The sequence below is a fragment of the Paraburkholderia sp. CNPSo 3076 genome, from assembly GCF_026343935.1.
Taxonomy (GTDB): domain Bacteria; phylum Pseudomonadota; class Gammaproteobacteria; order Burkholderiales; family Burkholderiaceae; genus Paraburkholderia; species Paraburkholderia nodosa.
Genome location: NZ_JAPMAL010000057.1, coordinates 1 through 25,490 on the forward strand (window position 1 = coordinate 1; position 25,490 = coordinate 25,490).

Consider the following 25,490-nt stretch of genomic DNA (forward strand, 5'->3'; position numbering starts at 1 on the left):
CATTCGTTGCTACTTCTGGAAGCAATGGAAACGTGGCCGGACTCGATTCGAGGAACTCATTGCCCGTGGCGTGAAACGCAATCTTGCCGCCCAAACCGCCGGAGCACCGCACAGCGCGTGGCGGCTCAGTCACAGCCCTGCAGTGAACCTCGCCCTGTCAAACGGGTACTTACGTTCTCTCGGGCTCCCATTGCTTGGTCCCTAGCCGATCAACCGATCCGAACCGCCGTGTACGGACCCGTACGCACGGTGGTGTGGGAGGGGTCGGGCCGCGAGGCCTGCCCCTATCCCGATCGCCCGCTCAAAAGCTTCACAAAAAGTGGAGCTTTCCGCAAAAAGCGCTGCAGGCGCCTGCAACGTACTGGAGCGGGTCAGCAGGCACCTGAAGGCCGCTTCGGGAAGGCGCAAAGCTGCGGAATATAGCGGGCCTTTCGGTCCGCCGCGGCTTCGGCGCACCGGAAAAATACCTCCATGTCCGAAGCTGCCGATCACTCCCTTCTGGAAGAACACCCGCATGTCCGAAGCTGTCGATAACCCCATCCTGAGATTCAACCGCCTTGAAAAAAGCGCGGTCGACATGTTCTTCGCTTCGCTTGCGCCGCTGCGCGAGTATCTCGACGCGCCGGATATCGCAGAAGTGATGGTCAACCACCACCGTGATATCTGGATCGAGCGCCGCGGAGTGCTCAGCCGACTCGATCTGGAAATCAATCCAGCGATGCTCAACGGTGCGATCCATTCGCTCGCATCGTCCGTTGAGAAGTCCGCACGCGCGGGGACCGCGCAGGGCATTCTCAATGCGGGCCACGGCAACCTGCGTATCGCCGCTGTTATGCGGCCCACCGCAATCAGCGGCGATGCATTCGCGATTCGCAAGCACCGCGACCAGAACCTCACGCTCGACGACTACGTGCGCGCCAAAGCATTTTCGCGGGCCAGGGCGCGCACTGACCAGGACACCGACTTCTTTCCGCCCGGTGCCGAGAACGAGGCGCTGGCGCAGGCGCTGCGGGAGATCGTTCGTGCGAAGAAAAACATTCTCGTCGCCGGCGGCACATCGTCGGGCAAGACCACCTTGCTGAACGCGATCGGGGCCGAGATTCCTGAGGAGGATCGTGTCATCACGATCGAGGACACGCCGGAACTCAAGCTGACCGTGCCCAACCTGCTGCGCCTGGTATCCAACGCCGATACCGGCGTGAGCACCCAGATGCTCGTTGCGCTGTGCCTGCGCTTTCGCCCCGACCGCATCGTCGTGGGGGAAGTGCGCGGAGGCGAGGCATACGACTTCATTCAGGCGCTGAACACCGGTCACGACGGCGGAATGGGGTCGATCCACTCAAGCACGGCGCGCGGTGGCCTGCGACGGCTGGAGAGCCTCGCAATGCTTGGCGTGCCACCAGGTACACGCTGGGACATCGCGGACCTGCGCGAGAACATCGCCAGCTGCTTCAACTACGTCGTGCACATGAAGCGCACTGGCGAACTGCGCCACGTATCCGAAATCCTCGAAGTCCGGGGCGCCGACAACGGCAACTACAACCTCAAACGCGTTTTCTAAACCACTGGAGTGGACCAATCCATGAAGAAGCACCTGATGTCCCGTCTTCAACTCGCGTCGTCCGCCGTGCGCCGAACGTGCCGCCACCTGTTCGCGCGTGCAGAGCTGCGCTCGACGCTCATCGCCGCGGGCCTGAGCGTGATCGCACCCGTTGCGTCGGCCACCGACCTCTCCGACCTCGGCTCCGCGACCGATGTGATTTGCCTCGTTTCGAGCTGGATCAGCGGCCCGTGGTTGTTCGGCATCGGACTCGTCATCATCATCGTCGCCTTCATTGCAATTGCGACCTCTGAGAGCACGATTGCGAAGGTCCTGTCCACTGCGCTGGCCGGCATCGGCTTTGCCGCCTGCGCGGTGCCGATCCTGAAGAATCACTTCAAGATCAGCTATGTCTGCACGTAAGCCCGTCAAGGTCAGCCGCTCGCTCTCGCTGCCGCGCCAGATCGGCGGCGCCGACCGGGTGCTCGCGATGGGCAACGGACTTGTCACGGTCCTCCTCTGCTACTCATGCGGCTTCGATCTCGTGATGATTCCAGCCTTCCTTGCGGTTGGCATCGGCGTCCACGTCTTCCTGCGCTGGATGAGTGCGCGCGATCCGTGGTGGCGACTCGTGCTGATCGTCTACAACCGTTATCCGGATGTGCACGAGCCCTCGCCAATGCGCAAAGGTTCGGCGCGCTTTCGCCGTCCCTACGGCTTCGATCAGGATCTGTCATGCTGAAAGCAGGAAAGCGCAGTTCTCTCAAGCGCGGTCCCGTTCACGAGATTGCGCCGTGGGCGACGATGGTGACGCCCGAGCTTGTCCTCGACAAGGATGGTTCGTTGCTGACGTCGTTCACCTTCGAGGGCATCGACGCCGATACCCCGAACGTGAGCGATATCGCGGCCGCTCGCAACAATCTCGATAACGCATGCAAGAACTTCGACCACCGCGTCACGGCGTGGTGGCGCCTGTCGCATCGCCGGATGAAGGGCGCGATCGATGGCGGGTTCGACTCTGCGCTCGACGCGCGCATCGACGAGATCAACCAGCAGAAGGCGACGAGCGGCCGGTACTTCCGGAACTCGCACTCCGTCTCGCTCGCTTTCACGCCCGAGACGGGCATCAACAAGTTCTTCGAGAAGGTTGGTTACCACCTCAAGGTAGGCGGCAAGCCGATGCCGCTGGCGATTTTCGAGGCCATCCGCGACCAGGTGCTGGCGCGCAACGCCTTCGTCTTTGACATCGACCAGCTCACGGCCGACATCAAGCGATTCGAGGGCGTGCTCGACGCGTGGCGCGGCGGCGTGGGGCGTCTCAAGATGAAGCGCCTTGAGCTCCAGAATGCGCTTGCGTATCTGCACCAGACGGCCAACCCGTCCGTGCCACCGCGCCGAGTACGTTATCCGGTGACCATGCTCGACAGTCACCTCACCGAATCGGTCGTCACCTACGGCGCCGAGCATCTGCTTTTCGAGTCGGCGCACGGCAAGCGTTTTGCGAAGATCATTGCGGTCAAGGAATGGCTGGGTTTCCAGGAAGCGGCGCTCGACGTCCTGTGCGACGTGGACGCGGAACTCGATATCTGCGTGATGTACCGCTTTCTCAACACGAGCCGCGCGGAAGCCTTCATCAAGTCCGTGCGCAAGTTTTACAAGGTCGCGGCCATCAACCCATGGGCGATGATCAAGCAGTACCTGACCAAGGAACAGGAGAAGAACGACAAGGGCCGCGAAACCCTTGCCGGCGAGGCCGAGGACGCGCTCTCGCGGCTGACCGCCGACGGGCAGCAGTATGGGTTCGCGAACATCTCCGTGATCGTCTACGGCGACACGATGGACGAATGCGATCAGGCAACGGCCGACGTCGTCGGTCGTATCAGCAACGCGGGATTTGGCGTCGTGATGGAGGAGCGCAATCTGGGCGCTGCCTGGGTATCGACGCTCCCGGGTCGTTGGGACCAGCAAAAGCGACTTCAGTTCGTTGAGACGACGGCGGTGTCCGACGTCGCCCCGCTACGCGGCGTCCCTGAAGGCCCGGAAGTGAATGAGTGGCTGACCCAGCAGTTTGGCCGCAAGACGGGACCTGTTACCGTGTTGCCAACGCGGCACCGCACGCTGCAGCGGATCGTCCTGCATCATCCGAGCGGGCGCGCCCACCTGCTGGTCGTCGGGCCAAACGGCGCGGGCAAGACAATCGTGCTCAACTTCCTGCTCTCGCAGATGGCGCGCCACGAAGCCCGTCGCATCCGTTTCGACAAGGAGCGCTCGACTCGCATTCCGACGGTGCTCTCGGGTGGCCACTTCATCGACATCACGGGTCGCTATGAGGCTGCGACGAGCATCAATCCGCTCTCGCTGCTCTCGGACAGCCGGCACTACGAATACGTTGCGACGTGGATCCAGATGGCCATCGAGGACGAGGCGTTCAAATGCACGCCGCAGCAGCAGCGCGAGATCTTCGAGAAGGTGACGACGCTGGGCGATGGCTACGCGCCCGAATTCTGGACGCTTTCGTACTTCACGACGCTTCTGTCGGTCGAGCTGCGCGAACGTCTGCGCCTCTGGACGAAGGGCGAAAAGAACGGCCAGTACTTCGATCACGTGGATGACGCATTCTCGCTGTCGGAGAACCTTTCCATCGAGTGCGGCGATCTGTTCCAGAACAACCCGGAAGCCGCCATTCTCTTCATGGACTATGCGTTCTACCGCATCTCGCAATGGCTCGATGGCAAGCGTTTTACGGTGATCGAAGTAGAGGAATGCGGGTTCTTCTTCATGTATCCGCGCTTCTACGCGCGTCTGGAACTGTGGGCCGTCACCATCCGGCGACTGAACGCGATGCTGGCTCTGGCGACCCAATCGCTCAAACAGCTCGAGCGTGTGCCGAACTTCGAGATCCTCAAGGAGCAGTTGCAGAACATCGTCTACCTCGCGAACCCCGACGCACGCAGCAACAGGGCGTTGTATGCGGACGTGTTTGGACTGGCCGACGGACAGATCGACCAGATCGCCGACGCGGTGCCCAACCGGGACTACCTGTGGGTGACGCCCAGCAGCTCGCGCATGCTGCAGACGAACTTCGACAAGGAAACGCTCGCGGCGCTGCGGGCCGATGGCCGCGCGCAAAACATTCTCGACAAGCATGTCGTCTCGGGCGCAGCCAACTGGCGCGAGAACTACATGCAGGAAATGCTCACTCTCGAATAGGTGCCCCCGATGAAAAAGACCGTTTTTCGTGCTGCGCTCGCCGCGGCGATGCTCCTCGGCGTGTCCTCTGCCGCGCAGGCACAGTTGGTCGTGTTCGACCCGACGAACTTTGCCCAGAACTTCATCACCGCAGCGAAGGCCGTGAAGGGCGAGATCTACCAGGACACAAATATCGCCTACCAGTACCAGATGATGGCGAACCAGCTGCTGCAGGCCACGAACCTGAACCCAACGGCCATGAAGGCGCAGTACGACCAGATCACCGGGGACATCTCACAGGTCAAGCAGTACGTGGGCAACCTCAATGACCTGTACGGCAGTCTTCAGCAGGGCAGCCAGTACATCACGCACGTGCAGAACCTGATCTCGACATCGGGCAAGTCACCCTCGCAGTGGCTCTCGGACATGAATGCGCTTTACAAGCAGGGTGACGCAACGGCGACGCAGCTGTTCCAGCTGGGCAACGACGTGTCGTCGCACACGCAGACGCTCGCGCAGCGGCGGGCCGATCTTCAGTCGCAACTCTCGCTCACGCCCACGCAGGAGGCGACCGCGCAGCTCACGACGCACTACCTCGACATCGTCAGCAGTCAGAATTCAGACATGCTCCAGATGATGGCGGCGAAGACCCAGGGCGACGCGCAGAAGCAGGCGATCGACAATGCCACCGCGAAGGACCGTGCGGCGGCGGCGCAGGCGTACACCACGCAACAGGACGCCGAACGTGCTGCACTGAACTCGCTGTCCACCAACTGAGGACGGCGATGGGTCTGAAACGTTTCCTCTGGGCGTTCCTCGCACTGTGCCTGTTTTCGCTTGTCAGCCTGACGGCCCGCGCCGACGACACGCAGGCAGGCGGCCAGCAGATTTTGCCCACACAGACCGGCGACACGATCAGCGTTCCGTCCAAGGGCGACGACACCGTCGGAGCGACGGTCAAGGCGGGCGAAGTCGCCGCCGGCGCGAAGATGGCTGCGGACAAGTTCACGAGCCTGTTCAACGCGGTGATTCCTGCCGCGGTGCAGGCAAGCCAGAGCCTGAAAAGCGAGTCGGACAAGTTTGCAGCCGGGCTCGGTGTCATCACGCTGGTCCTGACCTTTGTGCGGTATTCCGCGACGCGCGATCCCGTCAAGGCGTGGGTGGATGTGTTCGAGGAACTGGCAACGCTTGGCATCTTCGCCTCGATCTATGTCGGATACCAGAAGTTCGCGCCAGGATTCTTCAACTGGTTTCAGGCGCTTGCGAACCTCATCCAGGCCGGTGCAGGACAGGGTGTCTCGGCATCAATTGGCGCGGCAGCAGGCGCCGCGTTTGAAGCGGTGGTGAAAGCGTACAAGGGCACCCACTGGTACGAGTACATCGCGCTGACCATCTCGCTGGTGCCCTTGCTCATTGCCTACGGCGTGCTGATGATCACGAGCGTCGTCTTCGCGTTCATGAACAACCTGGGGCAAATCCAGGCCGCAGTGGGCATCGTGATGGGACAGATCGCAATCGCGCTCGGATTTTCGTCCTACACAAGAGGCTATTTCAAGTCGTGGCTCGACTACATGGTCAGCGCGAGCATGTACTGCGTGATCAGCGCGATCCTGTCGAGGCTTGTGACGGGTTCGCTGACATCGGCGATAACCGCTGCAACGGCAAGCGGTCTCTCGACGTCCCAGGGCGCGACCTACGTGCTCGACCTTTCGCTGTTCGTGTTCCTGCTCTCGTTCGAGATTCCGAAGATGGCAGGGATGTTCGGTGGCGGCGCGAACGCATCTGGCGCATTGATGAAGAAGGCAGCCAGCGTTGCAACGGGAGGCATCCTGTGAGCGGCCCGGCACTGCACCAGCCACTCGATGCGGCCGGGCTTCTCACCACGCACGATCGCCGTGTGGCACTCATCCGGCAGGCTGCGAACGAGGCGCGCGAAGCGGACTACATCGCGCGATGGCACGACGTGCTCGCGCGTTGCGCCGCCTGGTTCTCGAGCCTGCCGTATTCGCCACTGCTGTATCGGGAGCCGGGTGGCGCGTTCCGCTGCACGGTGGAAACAGCGTTCTACGCCATGCGTCTCGCAGGCGGTCAGAAGTTCGGCACGAACCTGCCGTCAGAGAAGCGCCGCCTCATCGAGCCGCAGTACAACCATGCGGTCTTTCTCGCCGCGGTTTGCTCGGGCCTTGACGAGCCTTACCGCCACTTCGAGGTGATGCGCCACAGCGATCGCGCGCAATGGAATCCCGCAGGCCATGGCGCCCTGGCCAACTGGCTGGCGGGCAGTACCTATTCGCTTCAACGGCGCGCGACACCATTGCCCGTTGAGCGCATGCGCACGGCGCTGTTTGCGCAGAACCTCATCGGCCACGAGCTGCTCGCCGGGTACGAGGCGGAGGTGCTTTCGCAGTTGTTCGGTGCAATCAATCCGCTCGCCCAGGCCCAGGCTAACGAGTCGCTGGTTCACAAGGTCGTGCGTCAGGCCGTCGCGGTTGCGGCCGACTTTGATCGCAAGGCGCAGCAGGCGGTGTACGCGCCTGTCCCGTATCCCGTGCCGGCCGCCACTCATGTCGCGGCCGCGGTGCAGCCGGTGGTGACACCATCGCCGGCACCTGTGGCTCCCGCGCCCGCGGCCGATCCGGCTCCTGCACCGGCGGCAACGACCCCGGACGCCTCTGGTCGCCAACCCGTTGCACAAGCGGTAGTCGATCCCCCCAGCGGGACCTCGCCGTTACCCGCTACGCAGCCCGCGGCAGGCGCAGTCCAGGCTGCCACCAGCGCGCCGGTCGCCCCAGCGACTACGCCCAGCCTGCCAGCGTCGGGCAGCCCGGACGGCACGGCAAAGGCAACGATGCCGACGAAGCACGATCCGCAACTCGGACTGCCGTTCTCTGGCGACGCGCCGCCGTCGGTCGCCGTCGACCCTTCGGCCGTACGCGTACCAGCGACTCGTGGCGCGGCCGCGGCGCTACCGGCAACGTTCGATCAGGTGCTCGATGGCCAGCCGAACATGATTCGCGAGTTTTTCCGGGCCTTGCGTGAGGACGTGGCCGCCGGCAAGGCGAAGGTCGAGTGGACCGACAAGGGCCTGGCGATTCCGAAACGCCTCGCTGGCAGTTTCGGTGTCGCAAGCGACACCCTCATTGACCATCTGCGCCGTCGCGGCCTGCTTGTCTCGAACGTGCAGGCAGAAATTGTGCTGGCGGCGCGCGCCGGCGAACTCATCATGGAGCGCTCCGAATCTTGAATGCGGCGACGAGCTACATCAACCATTTCCGCCCGATCTACGAATTCCGGGCGTGGGTCTTCTGGCTGTTCACACTGTGTTTCCTGCCCTTCTCGGGCATGCCGTACTGGTGGGCGTTTGAACTCTGCGTGCTCGTTGCGGCGCTCGTGCGCGGACGGCAGATCTGGAACGCCCTGCGCTTTCGCATGGCAATCTCGACCAAATGGCTCTCGACGTTGCCCGTGCAACGGCTACTGGGGGTCCAGAAGAAGATGCGGGCTGAGAAGAACTCGATGTTCCTCGGCACCGGGTTCGAATGGACCCAGAAACATTGCCAGATCGCGCACGACATCCTGCGCATGCCGACCACTGACATCCCCGGCCTGCCGAAGTGGCTGAACCGCACGGAGACGGGGCGGCGGATCGAGGAGGCGATCGAGAAGGTCTTCGCAGCTGCCGACAGCATCCGCGATCGCGAACCGCAGGGGGTATCGTGGATTCATGGCATGGAGCCAGACAAGGGCGTTGTTCCGTTCCACTACAAGGCGATGGGTGCGCATACCGCGGTGGGCGGCACGACCGGCGCGGGGAAGACGCGGACGTACGAGGTGGTCTCGACACAGGTCATTCATCTCGGCGACGTGCTGATCATCATCGACCCCAAGAACGACAAGGACTGGAAGGCACGCGTGGAGCGCGAATGCGCGCGCGCAGGCCGCAAATTCCTCTACTTCAGCCAGGCCAAGCCGCTGGAATCGATCCGGCTTAACCCGCTGGAGAACTGGTCCCAGCCTTCCGAAATTCCCGGACGTGTCGCGCAGTTGATGGAGGAGGGACCGTTCCGCGATTTTGCATTTCTCTTCATCGACCGCGCGGTGAAGGGTGAACTGTATGTCGGTGACAAACCGAACCTGCGTTCCATCCTGAAGTACGCACAGGCGGGCGTTGCCAGGCTGCTTGAACGCAGCCTCGAGCGGTTCTTCAGCGAGAACGGCGTGGCCAACTGGCAGGAACTCGTCGCCACGACGATCACGCAGATCGGCGGCCGCGCCGGCTCCGTGACACAGGTCGATGCGATGGTGCTGCTGTACAACGAGCGGTTCGCGAAAGACGATCGGGGCCATGAGGCCATTGACGGGCTCATCGCCACGCACACGCACGACCGCGATCACTACACCCGTGTGATTGCCTCGGTGATGCCGTTGCTCCAGATGCTCGCCACGGGCGAGACGGGCCTCATGCTCGCGCCCAAGGTGGACGATTTCGAGGACGAACGCGAGATCTGGGACATCGACCGCATCATCAAGCAGAAGGTCGTGCTCTATATGGGCTTCGATTCGCTCTCGAACTCGATCGTGCAGAAGGCAATCGCCTCGATGGTTCTCGCGGACGTGGCCGCGGTGTGCGGCGCGATCTACAACTTCTACAAGGAAACGCCGGAAGTCGTTCTAATCATCGACGAGGTCGCCGAAGCCATCAACGAACAGGTCATCCAGATCCTGAACAAGGGCCGCGGCGCGGGCTTCAAGGCGTTCGTTGCGTTCCAGACGCGCTCGGACCTGGAGGCGAAACTCGGAAATGCCTCCAAGATGCTGCAGGTTTTGGGCAATCTCAACAACCAGATCATCCTAAGATTGGAAGACACCGACACCGCGCAGTGGTTCTCGGACAAGGTTGGGGAGACCGTGATCCGTAACATCCAGATATCGGGCGGAACGAGTCGCGGCAGCGAGGGGCATCTCGGCGAATTCAACGGCACCATCACGCGTTCGTTGCAGCAGGAGACCGCGCCTCTCATTCCCACCGCGCTTATCCAGCGGCTGCCCAACCTGCAGTACTTCATGCGCATTTCCGGTGGCGCTGTGTATCAGGGCCGTATTCCAATTCTCCAAGGCTGAAGACCAATAAAACGCACAATGAACCACACCGTGTTCAAGAAAATCATCCGCGAAAACAAGCTGTCTTCGCGTCTCGTGCCCGTGTTCACGATCGCACCCGAGCTCGAGCTTGCGTGCTCCCGGATTGCCGAATTCATCGGCGAGCGGTTCATCGGTGAGAAGGAGCCGCTCGTGCGCGAGATGTTCGAGGACGGCCTGTCGGCCTACAAGCGCGTGCGCAAGACCGGCGAGCCTCACGTCGCATTCATGCATGGCCTGTTCCGTCGCGCTCACCTGCTGTACGCCCGTCGCTACGTCGTGCGCGAAGGCGAGCGGGTGCATGTCTGGTCGCCGATGTTCGAGCCGGTCACGGAGTTCGAGGCGCGCTTTGCCGAGGGTGCCCCGGAAATGGTCGACGAGGTCTGTCCGGAGCGTATCACGCAGAAAACTGCCGCGTTCCAGCTTGCTGCGCGCGCACTCAATGGCGAGAGCTTCCGTCTCTATTTCGAGGACTACGATGTCGCTCACGACTACGCTGATAGCGAAGCTGTCGGGGCTTGAACACGCCGACGCCGCGCGCGTGCTCTCGACCGTGCGCGCTCACGATGATCCCGCGGCAACGCCACCGGCGGAGTTCCGGCGCGGGCGCTTTGCGCGCGCGTGGGGGCTCGCGGTTGTGATCCTGCGTAACCCGATTCGATTCTGGATCGGTCTGGCCGGTCTTGTCGCCTTTCCGGTATACCTGCTGGTCCGGGTAGTGGAGTGGCTCCATGGCTAGCGGCAGCCGGTTCGTGCGCCACGTAAAGTGGTGGTTCTTCGTGCTTCCCCTGCTCGTGTGCGTGGTGCTCCCGGCCATCCCTGACCGGGCGCTGTTCGAGATCAGCAACGTCGAGTCGCAGTCGGTCGTGCGGGCGCTCGGCGACGAGCGGGCGGCCGCTGCGGTGGACACGACCAATGCGCTCTTTCGCCGACTGTTTGTGGATACCGGGGCCGTGCAGGCGACAATCAGCGCCGGCGGAGAGGATGACCTGGACGCAGATGGCATGCATGGATTTGCGATCGCGTGGGCGAAACACTTCTGGATGCTGGTCTATCGTGCGCTCTACCGCGCAGTCGTCATGCACGCGTGGCTGGCAGGACTCGCTGTACTTTGTCTTGCGGCAACCGCTGATGGCGCGGTGCGGCGCAAGATTCGCGCGGCAGCAGCCGGCTTCGCCAGTCCCCTGAAATTCCACCTTGCCATGCACGCGCTCCTGCTCACAGTTGGCGCCACCTTCACTGTCACCTTGCTGCCGGTTCCCCTCATCGCCCAGTGCTGGACGGCGATCGCGGTGCTGATGCCGCTGCTGCTGTGGATCGTGAACTCGTCGGGCTAACGACCGTTCCCAACCGTTCCCGTTGTACAGAATCCGGAAAGCTCACAAATCTTGTGAGCTTTCTGCGTTTTAGCGTGCAGGCGCCTGCAACCGGTCACTGACGGTGCGGTAGCCGCACGCGCTACCGGGTGAAAAGACCCATCAATTTCATGTGTTTCGCCACGACGTGCGTCGAGGCGATCGCAACAATATAGGGATGCCGCGCGCTGGTGCGCGTGCAACTTCCCAGGACGACGACATGAGCACCATCAACGAAGAAACGACGCGGATCGGCGGCGACGCGGCCGGCGCAAACGATACGGCCGTGGCGCCTGATGCGGTACCCGCTGCACCATCGACTGCGGCACCCACGTCCGGCGCGGCGGCCGGTGACGCCGGTGTGTCGTCGGATGCGCGCCCGCTCACCGATGGCGCGGACGATCACGAGCTCGAAGACGAACTCCAGCGCATGGAGAACGACGCGACGACGCTCGAGCGTGAGGGGATGATCAGCGAAAGCGAGGCGCAGGAAAAACGCGAGCAGGTCGCTCGCACGCGAAAGGTTTTTCGAGACCTGCCGCCGGCAGAACGGGCAGCGATCATTCGCCGTCGCCGAGAGATCGGCCGCCAGTTGCTGGAGCGTCAACTCTCGGGCGCCGCAATCGTGCCGGCGGTTGTCCGCCTGAACCACACGCGCCTGAAGCCGCTCTTCGAGCAATGGTGGCCGTACCTGAATCGCATGAGCATCAACATGCAGCGTTTCGGTCGCTCGACATTCGGCGAGCAGGACATGGTCACCGTGAGCGCATTCTTCGACAAGCAGCTCGAGTCGCTCGAAGCCTACGTGGGCGAGCAGCTGGAGGTCGCCGAAGGCTTCCGGGCACGCACGGAAGGGGAAATGACGGCGCGCGGCGATATCGTGTTCAAACCGACCGTCACCAAGCCGTCGCTTGAGATCGAGGTCGAGGCGTACTCGCGCTTCTCGATGAGCCTGCTGTCCGTCATTACCCGCTTTGACCGGGTGATGGACCACTTCGATTTCCTCGTCTGGAATGGCGTTCGCGACCAGAGTGATGTCGACGAGGAAGTGTCGCGCTTCCTGCGCAAGTTCCATCCGGTTGGCGTGCGTGGCTACATGACCCATCTGCGCCTGATGACGGCAGTTCGCGGCCTTTGAGGTAGCCATGCTCGACGGCCTGAATCCGCAGCAGCTCGAAGTCGCGCAGGCGCGGCGACATTGTCTTGCGGTGGCCTGTCCGGGCGCGGGCAAGACAAAAACGATCGCTTCCAAGGCGGCCGCGTTGCTCGCCGAACCCGGTGCGCGCGTGGGCGCGGTGACCTTCAGCAAGGACGCCGCGGTCGAACTGCGCGAGCGCATCCTGAAACTCGCGGGCGCTGGCGCGAAACAGAGGCTGATCGCCGGCACGTTCCATTCGCTGGGGTTCAAACAGATCCAGAAGCCCGGGAGGCGACGCGATATCGCCTCGGACGGTGACCGGACTGGCCTGCTGATCCGTGTGCTGGCCGAAACCGGCCTGAACTGGAAGGTGGAGGAGGCCGTACCCGTCATCGAGCAGTTGAAGACCGGTGTGACCCACGCTATCGAGGGCTCACCGGAGTTCATCCTCTACGCGGCCTACGAGGATGCGCTCGCGCGCAACGACAAGATCGACTTCCAGGACATGCTGCGGCTGTCGATCTCCGGCATGGAAGCGGGCGACATCGAACCATACGCGTTCACCCATCTGCTCGTTGACGAGTTCCAGGACACCGATCCGCTGCAGTACCGCTGGGTCGAACTGCATGCGGCGGCCGGCGCATGCGTGACGGTCGTCGGCGACGACGACCAGAGCATTTACGGATTCCGCGCTGCGATGGGGTATCGCGGCATGGAAGGGTTCGCCACGAAGTTTGAGGCACAGCGCGTAGTGCTCGGCAGCAACTACCGGTGCCGCTCCGAGATCCTCTCGGCGGCCGACCGGCTGATCCGGCACAACCAGGACCGCATTGCGAAGGAGCTGCATGCGGAGAAGGGCGCCGGCGGCACGATCGTCGCGCGTCGTTTCAACGACGAGTATGACGACGCGGCTGCCGCTGTCGAAGCCCTGCAGCCGCGCCTGCGTGCCGGCGATACGTGCGCAATCCTCGCGCGGACCAACCGCGTGCTCGACGCGATCGAGTCGGTGTGCCGCTCCTACGGCGTGAAGTACTACCGCGCTTCCGGCCGCTCCGTGCTCGACCAGCCGGAGGGTGCTCTCATGTGCAACCTGCTGCAGATCGTGCAGCGCGTGAAGCTCACCGGACTGGACGCGGTGCTTGGCTACGCCGGCATGAGCACGCGCGACCTGACGGCGTTGCACAACGCGATGGGAGCGACACTTTCCCAGAAGCAGAAAAAGGATCTGATCGCACTCGGGCTGAGCGAAGACAGCGCGACGGCCTATCGCGGCTTCATGAAGCGGCTGGCCGAATGGCATTCCTTGTGCGAGCGGCAGTTCTACTCGCTCGCGCTGGAAGGGGTACGCGAGTGGATGATGACGTACGTGCGCAAGGAAGCCGCCGAGCGTGCGATCCAGGCCACGTACGACGTGATCTCCCGACTGAACGGGACCTTCAACGAGCGCATCGAGTTCTTGAAGCGGGCGAACAACGAGCCCGCAGCGGATGCACTGGTCCTCACCACAATGCACAGTTCGAAGGGGCTTGAATGGGACCACGTATGGATCACACGTTCTGAGGAAAACATCGTGCCCGATCTCAAGAGCCCGGAGTCCGAGGAGCGACGCCTTTTCTACGTAGCAATGACGCGCGCGCGCGAAACGCTCACGATCACCTCGATCCGCAAGAATCCACCAACACGCTTCATCCACGAATCGCAGGTGCCAGAGGTCTGAATTTAATGTGTATTCGGGCGTTGGCCGTTCGACACAGCGTAAGGGGGAAGGTATGACAGAAGCGAAGATCGGCCAGGCGCCTGATTGGTTCGCAAGATGGTTCACTTCGAAGTTTAATGTGGCTGTGCCCGAGTCGTTCGCCGACTATCTCGCGAAGCATCCCAACGGCCTCTGGTCGCAAGCGGGGTCACTGTGGAAAGCCGACGAGATCGTCGACGCGACCGAGGAGCGCGATCTGCAGGACAAGGGCGTCTGCATGATCGGTACAACGGCGTTCGAAGCGATATTTATTCTTCGCGCGCGTGATGGCCGTGTGTTTGCCGTCGACAAGTTTGACTACGCTCACGTCGACGCGTGGTTTTCCGATCTCGACTCGTGTATTTGCCTGCTGGATTTTGAGGAGACGCCGGCTCAACAGGGGTGAGAAGCCGGAAGATGTTTTTCCCGGTCACTCTTCTACTGCCCGCCTCAAAGATCAACCAACGCTGATAACAAAAATGAAGATATTTGCACACAGCCACATGAATATCGGGGACCAGGTTGCAAATGCGGTCGTGCACAGCGCCACGTCCCACAGCGTCGGGGCCTTGATGCGCGGCCACAGCGTCGGGGGCGTGATCGTCATCGCCGTTATGTTGATCGCGGGCGTCTGGGTTTTCAGACGTTTGTTCTAACGCCGGCGGCTCGTCGCGCAGAGTTGACACGAAAAGGGCCGCACATTGCGGCCCCGAGGTTACCGGTGATGCCGAGGAGCGTCGCCAATGGCCGGCACTCCCGCGGACAATCTCAAAAGCTTCGTGCGATGAGACGACCCCAGGCAAGTGCCTGCGCCACGGCGTCTTCTGGATGGACGATCGCAGCAAGGTCATACAGTGCCGCGGCGACGCCGACCGCAACGGTTATCGCCAACGAGATGAGCACAACAATCACCATTAACGTCTGTTCCTTCCAGGTCAAAGCATTCGCCTTCTTCGGTGTGTTTGTCATGGGATGAGGAAGCGTCTTCAGGCTGAACTGGTTGCGCGCGCCAGTTGCTGCACGTTCGACGGCTCCGTCATCGCGCCAGGCCCTTCAATCGTGAGTTCGCGCGCGACGCGCTTCAACTGACCTTCGATCGAGGCGCGCTCGCCAAGCCTGATGGTCCCGCAGTAGAAAATGTTGCCTTTGACGCGTCCGTTGATCTCCAGCGAACCGCGTGCGCGCAGGTCGCCCTCGACGGTACCGTCGATGCGCACGTGCTCGCCTTCGACCTGACCTTTCACCAGGCCGCCCGGTCCGACATGAAGTAGCCCTTCGTTGGCGATGAGGTTGCCGTCCACGATGCCGAACAGGCTCAAGCCGTGATCCAGGATGAGATTGCCCTCGATCGTTGAGCCGGGCGCGAGCAGCGTGACATTGAGTGTGGGTTTCAAGATCGGTGCCTTAGAAGAGTTGGACATCGCCGCCGCGCGCGGCAGGCGGGACGGGCTTCGCGTCGGCGGCCGATGGCGGCGTTTCGCGTGCCGGTGTTACGCGGCGGCGCGCCGTATGATGGGTGGGGCGTGCGGCCTGTGATGGCGGCGATACTGAGTCCTGCTGTGGTGTTACAGCCGTTCCGGCGTTGGCCGTGACGGCCGCTTGCGGTTGCGGCTTCGCGTCAGCGGCGGCAGGTGCGGGTGTGGGCTGAGCCCCTGCCGGCGCGGCTGTCTGCTGAATCCTGCGTTGCTGGATCGGCGACGCTGCAGCGCGGACGTCGTCGTTGACCGAACGTCCCGCGGCCGCCGCTGCGACAGCCACTGCCACGCCGGGAGCCGTCTGTCGCACCAGCGAAGCGGGATCGACCGCCGAGAGCGCGTTGCCCCGCGCTGAAGACCGGTCGAAGTCGTCCGAAGTGAGCGCGGTCGACGCCGGAGGGGTGGCAGCCTGCGCACCCGATGCTGCGGCTGGCGTTGCTGCAGTGACCGTCGGCACGACGTGTACGGCTGCAGGCTGCCCGCTGCGGACAACGCCGTACAGTTTCGCGATGCCCATTCCGGTTGCCGCGCACAGGACCGTGCCGCCCACGGCCATGAGTGCGCCTCGCCCAACAGATGCGCGGCGCCTCCAGACACGGCGCAGCGGCGATGTGGTTGACACGGGATTGTGTGCAAGCAGCAGCGGCGCAGGGCGCGAGAGCACCTGCGCCTCCAGGTCAATGACGACAGGCTCGCGCGCAAATCGGGCGTGCAACGCCTGTATCTCTCGAAGATCAATATCCATGCGGTTCCTCCTCGTGTAGGTGTACGGTCGAGCGTATGCCGCTTGAGCCGAAGTCAAGCTGGGGCAGTCAGGCGGGCGTGATCGTTCAGACTTCGCGGCGCGTGCCGTCGAATTCGTACTGGTCGTTGTCAGGGATGCACACCTGGACGATGTGCTTGAGCTTCTTCTCGGCGTTGGCGATCATTCCGGCGCAACGCTCGTCACTCAGCTTGTGCTCCCTGCGGGATTCCTGCGCCCGCTTGTAGAGGCGCTCGTACTGCGAGAGGCAGCGCACGAGCTGCCCAGCCAAAGGGCGTTTGACGTCAAGGAGCACCGTCTCGTAGGGCCACGGCAGCGTGCGCGCGCCGTACTGCTCGACCCACGCGATCGCCTTCGAGAACCACTCGGACGTCTCGCGAAGCGAGATATCGAGTGCGCGCAACTTGCCGCCGCGCGCAACAGAGATCTTCGAGGCACAGAAGTTGTAGTCCGAGCGCACGAAACCGCGCGTGAAAATCGAACTGTAGCGAAGCTCGGTAAGCTGATCGGCTTCCGGGATGATCTTCGCGTAGCGTGTATCGCTCGTCAGGCGCTCGATGGGTTTGAGCCCGGTGCCTGAAGGAACAGCGGTGAGCGGGGCGGGTGCGTCGGGCGCCCCGCCCTGTGCCGCGTTGCCGGGGGTTTCCTCCGGTTGCGGCGCAGTTTCAAGAACGGCGGCCATGATGTTGTTCGGGTGTGGTCTCTCTCACCTGTCATTGTGTTCCTGATTCGTCTGCAGATTTCCGGCAAAAGCTGCACGATATTGGCCACCATTCCAGGCACACACCCACGTTTTTTTGGCGATACTGACTCCATTGCTCGCGTCTCCTGACGCATCGACCTCGACTCCGTAGCCCGGAGTCCATCTTCTGCCTCAAGTCGTGCCTTTACGGCATGCTCCGACCAGCTGGCTGCTGGTGTGGAATATCTCTCGTGCTGAGCGGCTCGCCACCTGCTCCCCTCTCGTCAGTCGTGATACTCGTCGCCGGCCGCATTCATTTGCGCCGCGACATCGTTCGAGCCCGGATATTCGGGTGTCTCTCTCCAGACCCATCTGGGTAGAACGATCGAAGTGGACTGACCCGTGAACCTGCGGCGAAAACTCATGTTTTCGGAAAAGGGCTGTTCGCGCGACGTGATCATGTCGCGCCGGGAACGACCTAACGTTCCCTGCTATGAGCCTCACGGCTCCCTGTGCGCCACGTCCCCGAAAGGGACGTGGCGCATGGGTCATCTTTATCCGAATCCAGAACGCGTTCCTCTTGCCAGGGGAGCGCGTTTTTTTTCGTCCTGTGTTTTTACATTCCCTGTCTGGAGACGCTCCCATGCTTCTTCCCAATGGCCTTGACCAGCGCATCGCCGACACGATCAGCAGCACGATCGAAAGCGAACGCGCGACTACCGACACCACAACGGGCGCCTGGCGCGCGCGCTGTGAGGTCGCCCAGATCGCGATGCTTGCCGACGGCGAGCGCCGCGTTTTCCTGTCCCATATCGCCACACGCCGCGGAGAGGCGGCGGCATCGAACCTGGAGCAGTCGGCCAGCGAGATGCGCACCTCGGCGATCTTCTTTCTTGCGAGGAAACCCTCATGAACGCTGTTGTTCCGTTGGGCGCTGCGCCCGTGCGCAGCATCGTCGAGGAGCGTGCACCACGCGCCCCCGTCATCGGCCGGATTCGTCCCGGCATCAAGGTCCTGACGTCTGCCGCGAGGCAAAACGAACAGGCAGTCAAGCTCTACGAGCAACTCGTCGCTGCTGGCGAGTCATTCGAGAAAATCGGCGACGAGATCGAGCGGCGCTGCAAGCTCAGAAACGCGCTCGCACCGCGCAACGTCCCGTACTTCACCTGCCGTCGATCCGACTTCACCAACCCGGATGTGGCCGACGAAATCCTGCGCCTCTATGGCGAGGATCGCGGCGACGGTCGGAAGCTCTATCGTTTCCCCGTTGTCTTCGCCTTCAACGACTGGATGGCCAACATCCCGAACGAGATGGCGACGTGGGGCACGACCGGGCGGAAGTTCTTCTCCGAGTACGGCGCCGATGGCACACGCTTCTGCAAGCAGTACGAAAAGCCGGAACGCGACGTACGGGCCCAGCGGGCGCAACGCAATTTCGGACCCCGTTCGATCATGCTGCGGCAGGACAACGCGATACCCGACGGCGTGTGCAATCCGCAGGGGTGCCCGCAGTATCAGGCGCGGCAATGCAACCTCTCGGCGCGCTTCATCTTCGCGGTCCCCGAGATCAAGGGGCTCGGCCTCATCGAGCTACCGACGAACTCGATCTACGTGCTCCAGAAAGCGTATTCGGCGATGCAAACCGTGGCGCTAGCGCGGGGCAAGCTCACCGGCACGCGGTTCTGGATCTCGAAGCGCGAATTTGAGATCACGCGAATCAACGAGCAAAGCGAGCCAGTGCGTCAGATGCAGATGCTCACCGTGCTCGACGCGGATATCGACATCAGTGCGTTGCTCGACGGCGCGGAAGATCATCCGCCGGCGATCGCTGTTGCGTCGGAGGCTGCGGCGCTGCTTGAGGGTGCGACCAACGTGTACCCGCTCACGCCAGCAGGAGGGCCAGCAGGTGCCGCGAGCGATGCTCATGAGGTTGTCGAGGGACTCGGCTTGCAGCCATCCGGGTCGCCGACAGCGGAAACGCTTGAAGAAAAGCGCGACCGCATGTCGGACTTGCTCAGCCGCCTCGGACTGAGCGTGGAGGACCGGCAGCGCGACTTCCGGGTCTTCGCTCACGCAACTTACGGCAGAGGCTGGGTACAACGCCTCGCCGACGTCGACGGCATGAACGCTCGTCTCGAAGGCGCACTCGAGAATCGCGAAAAGCTTGATCGCGAAATCGAGAGTGCGGTTCGTGCGGCGATGCGTGACTGACCATGGCCGGCCCCTCGCAGGGCTGACTGACTCTTCCTTCGCCGTATGACGGCGTTCATCCCATTGAGGCTGCCATCCGGCGGCCACTTTTCGTTTACGGAGGTGCGTCTTGAAGATCGCACATTTTTCTGACCTGCATTACTCGCCTGAGCGACTCGACGAAGCGGACCGCTGTTTCAGTTCCGCTACTCACGACGCGATCATGCGAGGTGCGCGCGTAGCTGTCGTGTCCGGTGATTCGACTGACCATCGACTCGACGCTCATTCACCGGCGCTCGTCACGCTCGCGCGTCGGATTCACCGTCTCGCGGCCTCGATGCCCGTGATCATGCTGCAGGGCACGTTCTCGCATGAGCCACCCGGCACGCTGGACATTTTTGCGCTCATGGGCTCGACCAACGAGGTGTTCATCGCAAGCCGCATCCAGCAGGTTGCGTTTGCGAATGGACGCTTCCTCGCATCGGCGGGGCCGTTGTTCAACGAACGCGAATTCGCGCAGGTAGTGGCGATGCAACCCGACGCCGTTTTCACCTGTCTGCCGACCGTCAATAAAGGGCAGTTCGCAGCGAGTGTTGGCGCACTCGTCGCGGCGACGGATCTCGGCGACGTACTCTCGACGTATCTGGCAGCGTCGGGGCAGGTGAATGCGCGTCTGCGTGAAGCAGGCATCGCGACTGTGGGCATCTCGCACGGTACGGTAGTCGGCTGCGAAACGGAGCACGGTGTCACGATGGCGGGGCTCGATCACGAGTTCTCGCTCTCGGCGCTCTTCGACGCGCAGTGCTCGGCGTTCATGCTCGGTCATATCCACAAGTTCCAGTCATGGGAGCGCGGTGGGTCGTTGATCGCGTATGCGGGATCGATCGGTCGCTTTCACTTCGGCGAGCAGGGCGAGAAGGGTTACCTGCTATGGGAAGTGGATACCCATTCGGCCTCGGCTGAACTGGTCCCAACGCCCGCGCGCCGCATGCTTTGCATCGACTTTGATGGTCCGCCCGACATGGAACGACTCGCGCAGTTTGCGAGCGATACTGGCGACGCGTTTGTGCGCGTTCGCTGGCAGGTCGATGAGGAGCACCGGCAGTCGGTCGACCGTGCTGCAATTGAAGCAATGTTCGCGAACGCGCAGGGCGTGAAGCTCGAACCCCGCATTCTCCCGGTCGTGCGCAGTCGCGCACAGGGCATCAGCCTGGAGACATCGGTCGACGCAAAGCTCGGCAGGTGGTGTGAAGTCGCCGACGTGAACGCGGCACCGGTTCTCGAGCGTCTGCAACTGCTCGATACCGGCGATGCGAACGCGATCGCCGACGCCGTGATGGCGCAACTCGACCAGTCGCCAGCGGCCACACCGCTGGCACTTGTCGCGGGCACGCCGTCCGATGCGGTCCGGCCGGACGGTTCTCGTGTCGTTGTCTCGCCCGCGTCCAGCGTGAGCGGGAACACAGGCGAGGCTCTCGACTGGCTGGAAGGCGATCTCTTTGCGGCTTAAGCAGGCAACATTAGCCGCCAACCAGTGGGCGGGGCCCGTACGGCCCGCTCACTCGTGGACACAGCTGTGTCCCGCCAGTGCGCTCGCGGTTTCTCGATGAGCGCACTGCCGGAACAAGGTTCACCCGCGCCACCGGCGCATCGATCGCAGCAACTGCTGCATCCATTTTCTTTTTTGACCCTGACGGGGAGCGATCTCCCGAAGGGGGTGCACTCCGTCCTTTTACTCTGGAGTGTTCCCCATGTTTGGTCTTTATCCCGCTGGTCCCGACTGGGTCCAGCATTTCAATGCAACGTCTCCTGCACGCGAGATCCAGCAGCTTCTCGTGAAGCACGCCGGATTTACTGCGGGGCTTTTCCATCAACCCTACGGTCCCGCGCGCGGTGCCGTGATTGCGGTCCGCCACGGCTTTGTCGTGATGGTCCATGAAGATGACGCCGCCGAGCTTGAGCTCGTCGTGGCGCCTGACGTCGAGATGACGAATCTGCTCTGGTCGCATAGCCACGGCTATGCGAGCCAGTGGTCACCTCGCGAACTGAAAGCGCTCACGGCGTGTGACAGCTGGGAACAACTGCTGAAACTGGCAGGTACCCGGTTTCGCGCGGCCTGCACGGCGCTCGAACGCGCCATTGACGGCACGATCGTGCCGGCACCTGAGCCGATCGATCCGGTGATCGCCGCGCCGTTCCCTGACGATGACGATGTGCCCTGGCTGCCGTCCGACTACCTGCACGACTCGCCGGTCGGGGAGGGTATGCCATGCGACCGCTGATCCTCACGCTCGAAGGGTTTATCGGTGTGCGCGACGGGATGAAGCGCGACAGCGTGACTCTCGACCTGCAGGCGTTGCCAACGGGGCTGATTGCGCTCAAGGGCGCAAACGGCGCAGGGAAATCCACCCTCATGGACAACCTGCACCCGTACCGCATCATGCCTTCGCACGCCGCGAAGCTCTCCGTCGACGCCTTCTCGTACTGGGACCACCTCTGTGGCGTCCAGGCGCAGAAGATCTTCGAATGGGAGCACGCCAACGTGCGCTACCGCTCAACGTTCGCCTTCCGCAAGCCAGGCAAGACCGGCAAGGCGGAGTACTTCCTCGCATGGCTCGACAGGGCCGGATTCTGGCAGCCGTTTGTGGCGACCGATGGCACACGTTCTGACGGCAAGGCGGACACCTATGACCGCTGTGTCGAATCCGTGTGCGGCTCGCTCGAATCGTTTTTTACGAGCGTGTTCTCCGCGCAAAACCGGCGACCGCTTGCGTCCTACAACGCAGGCGAGATCAAGTCGCTGCTGGCCGAACTGCTGCACATCGACCATCTACGCACACTTTCGGCGAAAGCTGCGGACGTCGCGAAGATCCTTGGTGGCAAGCTCGATGGCATCCAGCGCGAACTCGCGTCCCTGTCCCTGAAGCGCGATTCGCTCGCGCAGATGGAACGGGCAATCACAACGGACGCAGAGTCGATCGCAACTGCACGGCGCGAGCGCGAGGGCCTTCTGGCCACCGCGCAGACGCTCGGGCAGCAGCGCGCCACGCTCGCGGCAAAGCAGGCCGAGTCGGCAACGGCAGAGGCACGCCTGCGCGAACTGGCGAAGCAGCGCGGTGACACGCAAAAGTCTCTCGCATCCATCCAGTCGGATGCGACAGAACTGACGCGGCGCCTCAACGATCGACGCACGACGCTCGTGAAGGGCATCGCCGCACATGAGACGACACTAGCTCAGCGTGCTTCGATCGAAGGCGCGCAGGCGCAATGTGATCAGGCGCAGCTGGAGATCGGAAGGCTGGAGGCGCAGCTTCAAGCGCTTCAATCCGAGATCGCCGGCCTCGAGCCGAAGCAGACGGCGTTGACCGAAGCAAATGCGGCCCTCGAAGGGCTGCAGGCGCAAGGGTCAACGAAGGCTGCGCTGCTCACGACGCTGCAACAGCAAGCCGCCGTTGTAGACCAGGTTCCGTGCGCTGGCCATGCCATGCATGCGACCTGTCCGCTGCTAGCCCAGGCGCGTGATGCGTCGGGGCGGGCTGGTGAACAGCGCATCGCAGTCGAAGCACTTCGCAGGAGCTATCGCGAGAAGAAGGCGCTTGCTGATGATCTGACTCCCGTCGTGGCACGCCTTGCGCCCCTACGCGAACAGCTTCGTTTGGCCAACGTGGCACTCACGTCGGCCCGGCGCGCTTTCGAGTCAGCCACTGCTCTCGCCGCACGCAAGCCGCTTCTCGAAGCAGCCGCGAACGGCATGGCACAGGCAAAGGCGGATCTTTCCGACGTCGATGTGCAACTGGTGCAGGTCGCTGAACGCCGGGAGGCCGAAACGACGCGCCTGCAGGCGGTGCTGCGCGATATCGATGCCGAAACTTCAAGGCTCTCAGCTTTCGATGTCACGGCCGCAATCGGGGAACTCGACCGGCAACTGCTCGCAAACCGGGAGGCCAGCACGGCTCTCGATGCGCGTATCGAGGCGCTCATCCGTCAGCACGCAACGCGTGAAACACAGCGCGAGGCAATGAAGGCGGAACTGGATGGCTTTGGTGCGACGCACGAGAGGGCGGTACGCCTGTCCGACGAAATCGCGAACTGGAAGCTGCTGGCAAAGGGGCTCGGCAATGACGGCGTCATAGCACTGACGATCGACGATGCTGGCCCCGCGCTCACGCAGACGGTCAATGACCTGCTGCTTGCGTGCTATGGCCCGCGCTTCACCGTCGCGATTCGCACGCAACGCGAGCTCGCGTCGGGCGATCTGCGTGAAGGCTTCGAGATTCTTGTCCATGACGCCGACAACGACAACACCAAGGCCGTATCGGTGATGTCGGGTGGGCAGAAGGTATGGATCAACGAGAGCCTGACTCGTGGCATTGCGCTGTATCTCGCGCGCAATGCGGGGCAACCGTGCCAGACGTTGTTCAGCGACGAATCAGACGGCCCGCTGGACCCCGTGCGAAAGGTGCAGTTCATGAAGATGAAACGCGAGGTCCTCCGGCAAGGCGGATACGAGCGGGAATTCTTTATCTCGCAGACACCTGATCTTGTTCTCGAGGCCGATGGCGTCATCGATGTAGAAGCGCTGGCCGCATGACTTTTCGTTTTAACCCTTGTGGGGAGCGAATCCCCGCAAGGGGCGCTCCTCGTCTCAATCCCGAGGAGCAACCATGTTCAAGAAGCAATCTTCCGTTGTTGGCTGCATCACGCGCTCGGCCCGTGCGGCATCCCCGCGCGCGGGTCGCGAGCACGTCTACACGCTCAATGGCTCGCGCCTGCGCGACGTCTTCGTGGACGGGCAGTGGATCACGGTTTCCGTTTCCGAGCCCGCAGTTCAACGCGCAGCCGCGTGATCTCTTTCGCCGCCCCTAACGGGGGCGGTGCATCTTTCTTTTCTGGAGTCAAACTCATGATGAACTTTGTGATGCTGCTCGTCGCAGCAGCCGGCACCTCGACCCTCGGCGCGTGCACGCACGCGCAACTCCGGCCCCAGGCAGAAACGCCGGTGATCGTTGTGCATTCGCCGAAGGGCGAGCAGGGCGATTTCCGCATCTGTGACGACGGGCGCGTGCTGGTCTATCCGGCGAGCCACCCGAAGTCGTGTACCTGACGCGCTCACTTGCTTTTGCCGACAAGGCCCCGCTCCCCTTCGAGGGCCGGGGCCTTCGTCCTTCTATGCGGGGGCTTTATGAAACGACAGATTGTTATCGCAACCGTCGCGGCTTCGCTCGTCGCTGCGGCGTGCCTGTGCGCGGTATCGGTGTATGCCGGGCCGCGCCCATCACTGGCTAGCGTCGGACGAGCGAACTGAATTCCACTCGAACCCAGCGGGGCGCCAATGCCCCGCGAGGGATGCGCCCCGCCTTCTGGAACCTGACGATGACTTACTCATGCAACCAATTCTCTGAAGACATCGTGCGCTGCCTCATCGATGCCGAAGTGGTAGACGCCGACAGTCTGTCGGACCCCGACGTTGGTAGACAGGCCGACGTTGCGATCGCCGGGATCGTCGCTGCCGGACAGGCAACGCGTGCTGCGCGCTTCATCTCGCTCGTTCTCGCGAGCGACGAATCGCGCGCCGCGCTCGCCGCCACCGGCGATGGCGCCTTCGCCGACGCGCTTAGCCTGGCGGACGCTATTTCGTCTCAGTGCGTGCTTGAACTGCCGCCGGCGCGCGCGATGTTCGCAGCGTTCGTTGCGGCGCTGCCTCACGGCCGCGAGTGGGCGAAGCAGATGGCTTTGTCGCATTAAGGGATCTGCTAAGCTGAAGTCCCGAGGACGAACGATCTGATTGATGAAGCAAAACCTGAATCCTGCTGTGGCAAAGGTGCTCAAGCGCCTGCACTACCCGCTTGATGTAATCCTTCTCTGCGTGCGCTGGTACGTCGCGTATCCACTGAGTCTGCGTCACCTCGAGCAGATGATGGCCGAGCGAGGAATTTCGGTTGACCATTCGACCGTGCATCGCTGGGCGCTCAAACTCTTGCCGGTACTGGAGAAAGCGTTCCGACGCTGCAAACGGGCGGTCGGCAAGAGCTGGCGTATGGACGAAACGTACATTCGGGTCAGGGGCGAATGGAAATATCTGTATCGCGCCGTGGACAAAGCTGGCAACACGATCGATTTTCTGCTGCGAGCCCATCGTGACAAGGTTGCGGCCCGGCGCATCTTCGAAAAGGCGATCGCACATAACGGCGAACCGGAGACCGTGACGATCGATAAAAGCGGATCAAATCTGGCGGCGCTACAGGCGCTCAACGCTGAACGTGAGACGCCGATCAGGATCCGCC

Annotated in this window: 27 protein-coding genes; 23 read left to right on the plus strand and 4 right to left on the minus strand. The window is 62.7% G+C overall.

Going from position 1 to position 25,490, the window contains the following annotated elements:
* Window positions 1-514: 514 nt before the first annotated feature.
* The 14 genes from M3A49_RS39265 (at window position 515) to M3A49_RS39330 (ending at window position 14,502) form a co-directional block, all read left to right on the plus strand.
* Window positions 515-1,561: a CpaF family protein gene (locus tag M3A49_RS39265; RefSeq protein ID WP_266233613.1), complete on the plus strand. Its 1,047-nt coding sequence runs from the start codon at window positions 515-517 to the stop codon at window positions 1,559-1,561.
* Window positions 1,562-1,582: 21 nt separating this feature from the next.
* Entirely contained in the window at window positions 1,583-1,963 is a 381-nt protein-coding gene (locus tag M3A49_RS39270; protein ID WP_266233614.1) for a conjugal transfer protein TrbC, read from the plus strand.
* Complete coding sequence (locus M3A49_RS39275; RefSeq protein WP_266233615.1) at window positions 1,950-2,282, plus strand: VirB3 family type IV secretion system protein; 333 nt, start codon at window positions 1,950-1,952, stop codon at window positions 2,280-2,282. The genes M3A49_RS39270 and M3A49_RS39275 overlap by 14 nt, the downstream gene beginning before the upstream one ends.
* Entirely contained in the window at window positions 2,276-4,750 is a 2,475-nt protein-coding gene (locus M3A49_RS39280; protein ID WP_266233616.1) for a VirB4 family type IV secretion system protein, read from the plus strand. Before M3A49_RS39275 ends, M3A49_RS39280 begins: the two co-directional genes overlap by 7 nt.
* Before the next feature lie 9 nt (window positions 4,751-4,759).
* A complete protein-coding gene (locus M3A49_RS39285) occupies window positions 4,760-5,506 on the plus strand; it encodes a DUF4141 domain-containing protein (protein ID WP_266233617.1) in 747 nt (248 codons plus the stop codon).
* Window positions 5,507-5,514: 8 nt separating this feature from the next.
* Complete coding sequence (locus tag M3A49_RS39290; protein WP_266233618.1) at window positions 5,515-6,564, plus strand: type IV secretion system protein; 1,050 nt, start codon at window positions 5,515-5,517, stop codon at window positions 6,562-6,564.
* Window positions 6,561-7,973, plus strand: a complete 1,413-nt coding sequence (locus M3A49_RS39295) for a TraI domain-containing protein (protein WP_266233619.1) — start codon at window positions 6,561-6,563, stop codon at window positions 7,971-7,973. Before M3A49_RS39290 ends, M3A49_RS39295 begins: the two co-directional genes overlap by 4 nt.
* Window positions 7,970-9,850 (plus strand): conjugative transfer system coupling protein TraD, encoded by a 1,881-nt coding sequence (traD, locus tag M3A49_RS39300; protein WP_266233620.1) that lies wholly within the window; start codon window positions 7,970-7,972, stop codon window positions 9,848-9,850. Before M3A49_RS39295 ends, traD begins: the two co-directional genes overlap by 4 nt.
* An 18-nt stretch (window positions 9,851-9,868) precedes the next feature.
* Window positions 9,869-10,390, plus strand: coding sequence for a hypothetical protein (locus M3A49_RS39305; protein WP_266233621.1), 522 nt, complete (start codon window positions 9,869-9,871; stop codon window positions 10,388-10,390).
* Entirely contained in the window at window positions 10,347-10,607 is a 261-nt protein-coding gene (locus tag M3A49_RS39310; protein WP_266233622.1) for a hypothetical protein, read from the plus strand. The genes M3A49_RS39305 and M3A49_RS39310 overlap by 44 nt, the downstream gene beginning before the upstream one ends.
* A 40-nt stretch (window positions 10,608-10,647) precedes the next feature.
* A complete protein-coding gene (locus tag M3A49_RS39315) occupies window positions 10,648-11,205 on the plus strand; it encodes a DUF4400 domain-containing protein (protein WP_266233623.1) in 558 nt (185 codons plus the stop codon).
* A gap of 238 nt (window positions 11,206-11,443) precedes the next feature.
* Window positions 11,444-12,361 carry an ATPase gene (locus tag M3A49_RS39320; RefSeq protein WP_266233624.1) on the plus strand — a complete coding sequence of 306 codons (918 nt, stop codon included), beginning with the start codon at window positions 11,444-11,446 and terminating at the stop codon, window positions 12,359-12,361.
* Between the two features lie 7 nt (window positions 12,362-12,368).
* Window positions 12,369-14,078: an ATP-dependent helicase gene (locus M3A49_RS39325; RefSeq protein WP_266233625.1), complete on the plus strand. Its 1,710-nt coding sequence runs from the start codon at window positions 12,369-12,371 to the stop codon at window positions 14,076-14,078.
* A 52-nt stretch (window positions 14,079-14,130) separates the two neighbouring features.
* Window positions 14,131-14,502, plus strand: a complete 372-nt coding sequence (locus tag M3A49_RS39330) for a hypothetical protein (RefSeq protein WP_266233626.1) — start codon at window positions 14,131-14,133, stop codon at window positions 14,500-14,502.
* A gap of 362 nt (window positions 14,503-14,864) precedes the next feature.
* On the opposite strand, the gene M3A49_RS39335 is transcribed toward M3A49_RS39330, so the two are convergent.
* The 4 genes from M3A49_RS39335 to M3A49_RS39350 form a co-directional block, all read right to left on the minus strand.
* The gene (locus M3A49_RS39335; protein ID WP_266233628.1) at window positions 14,865-15,065 is read right to left on the minus strand and encodes a hypothetical protein; all 201 of its coding nucleotides are present in this window, start codon (window positions 15,063-15,065) and stop codon (window positions 14,865-14,867) included.
* A gap of 17 nt (window positions 15,066-15,082) precedes the next feature.
* On the minus strand, window positions 15,083-15,490 hold the full coding sequence (locus M3A49_RS39340; RefSeq protein ID WP_266233629.1) for a bactofilin family protein: 408 nt from the start codon (window positions 15,488-15,490) through the stop codon (window positions 15,083-15,085).
* A gap of 10 nt (window positions 15,491-15,500) precedes the next feature.
* Window positions 15,501-16,316 (minus strand): hypothetical protein, encoded by an 816-nt coding sequence (locus M3A49_RS39345; RefSeq protein WP_266233630.1) that lies wholly within the window; start codon window positions 16,314-16,316, stop codon window positions 15,501-15,503.
* A gap of 85 nt (window positions 16,317-16,401) precedes the next feature.
* Window positions 16,402-17,016 (minus strand): DUF1845 domain-containing protein, encoded by a 615-nt coding sequence (locus M3A49_RS39350; protein ID WP_266233631.1) that lies wholly within the window; start codon window positions 17,014-17,016, stop codon window positions 16,402-16,404.
* A gap of 643 nt (window positions 17,017-17,659) precedes the next feature.
* Here M3A49_RS39350 and M3A49_RS39355 point away from each other — a divergent pair.
* The 9 genes from M3A49_RS39355 to M3A49_RS39395 form a co-directional block, all read left to right on the plus strand.
* Complete coding sequence (locus M3A49_RS39355) at window positions 17,660-17,929, plus strand: hypothetical protein (protein ID WP_254316890.1); 270 nt, start codon at window positions 17,660-17,662, stop codon at window positions 17,927-17,929.
* Window positions 17,926-19,227 (plus strand): hypothetical protein, encoded by a 1,302-nt coding sequence (locus M3A49_RS39360; RefSeq protein WP_254316889.1) that lies wholly within the window; start codon window positions 17,926-17,928, stop codon window positions 19,225-19,227. Before M3A49_RS39355 ends, M3A49_RS39360 begins: the two co-directional genes overlap by 4 nt.
* A gap of 109 nt (window positions 19,228-19,336) precedes the next feature.
* Window positions 19,337-20,716: a metallophosphoesterase family protein gene (locus M3A49_RS39365; protein WP_254316888.1), complete on the plus strand. Its 1,380-nt coding sequence runs from the start codon at window positions 19,337-19,339 to the stop codon at window positions 20,714-20,716.
* Window positions 20,717-20,957: 241 nt separating this feature from the next.
* Window positions 20,958-21,488: a hypothetical protein gene (locus M3A49_RS39370; RefSeq protein ID WP_254316887.1), complete on the plus strand. Its 531-nt coding sequence runs from the start codon at window positions 20,958-20,960 to the stop codon at window positions 21,486-21,488.
* The gene (locus M3A49_RS39375; protein ID WP_266233632.1) at window positions 21,476-23,797 is read left to right on the plus strand and encodes an SMC family ATPase; all 2,322 of its coding nucleotides are present in this window, start codon (window positions 21,476-21,478) and stop codon (window positions 23,795-23,797) included. Before M3A49_RS39370 ends, M3A49_RS39375 begins: the two co-directional genes overlap by 13 nt.
* A gap of 73 nt (window positions 23,798-23,870) precedes the next feature.
* Window positions 23,871-24,053: a hypothetical protein gene (locus M3A49_RS39380; RefSeq protein WP_266233633.1), complete on the plus strand. Its 183-nt coding sequence runs from the start codon at window positions 23,871-23,873 to the stop codon at window positions 24,051-24,053.
* A gap of 56 nt (window positions 24,054-24,109) precedes the next feature.
* Window positions 24,110-24,310 (plus strand): hypothetical protein, encoded by a 201-nt coding sequence (locus M3A49_RS39385; protein WP_266233634.1) that lies wholly within the window; start codon window positions 24,110-24,112, stop codon window positions 24,308-24,310.
* Between the two features lie 242 nt (window positions 24,311-24,552).
* Window positions 24,553-24,951, plus strand: a complete 399-nt coding sequence (locus M3A49_RS39390) for a hypothetical protein (RefSeq protein WP_266233635.1) — start codon at window positions 24,553-24,555, stop codon at window positions 24,949-24,951.
* 43 nt (window positions 24,952-24,994) lie between these two features.
* Window positions 24,995-25,490, plus strand: a 496-nt coding sequence (locus tag M3A49_RS39395) for an IS6 family transposase (RefSeq protein WP_266233636.1), incomplete at its 3' end; no start/stop codon positions are given.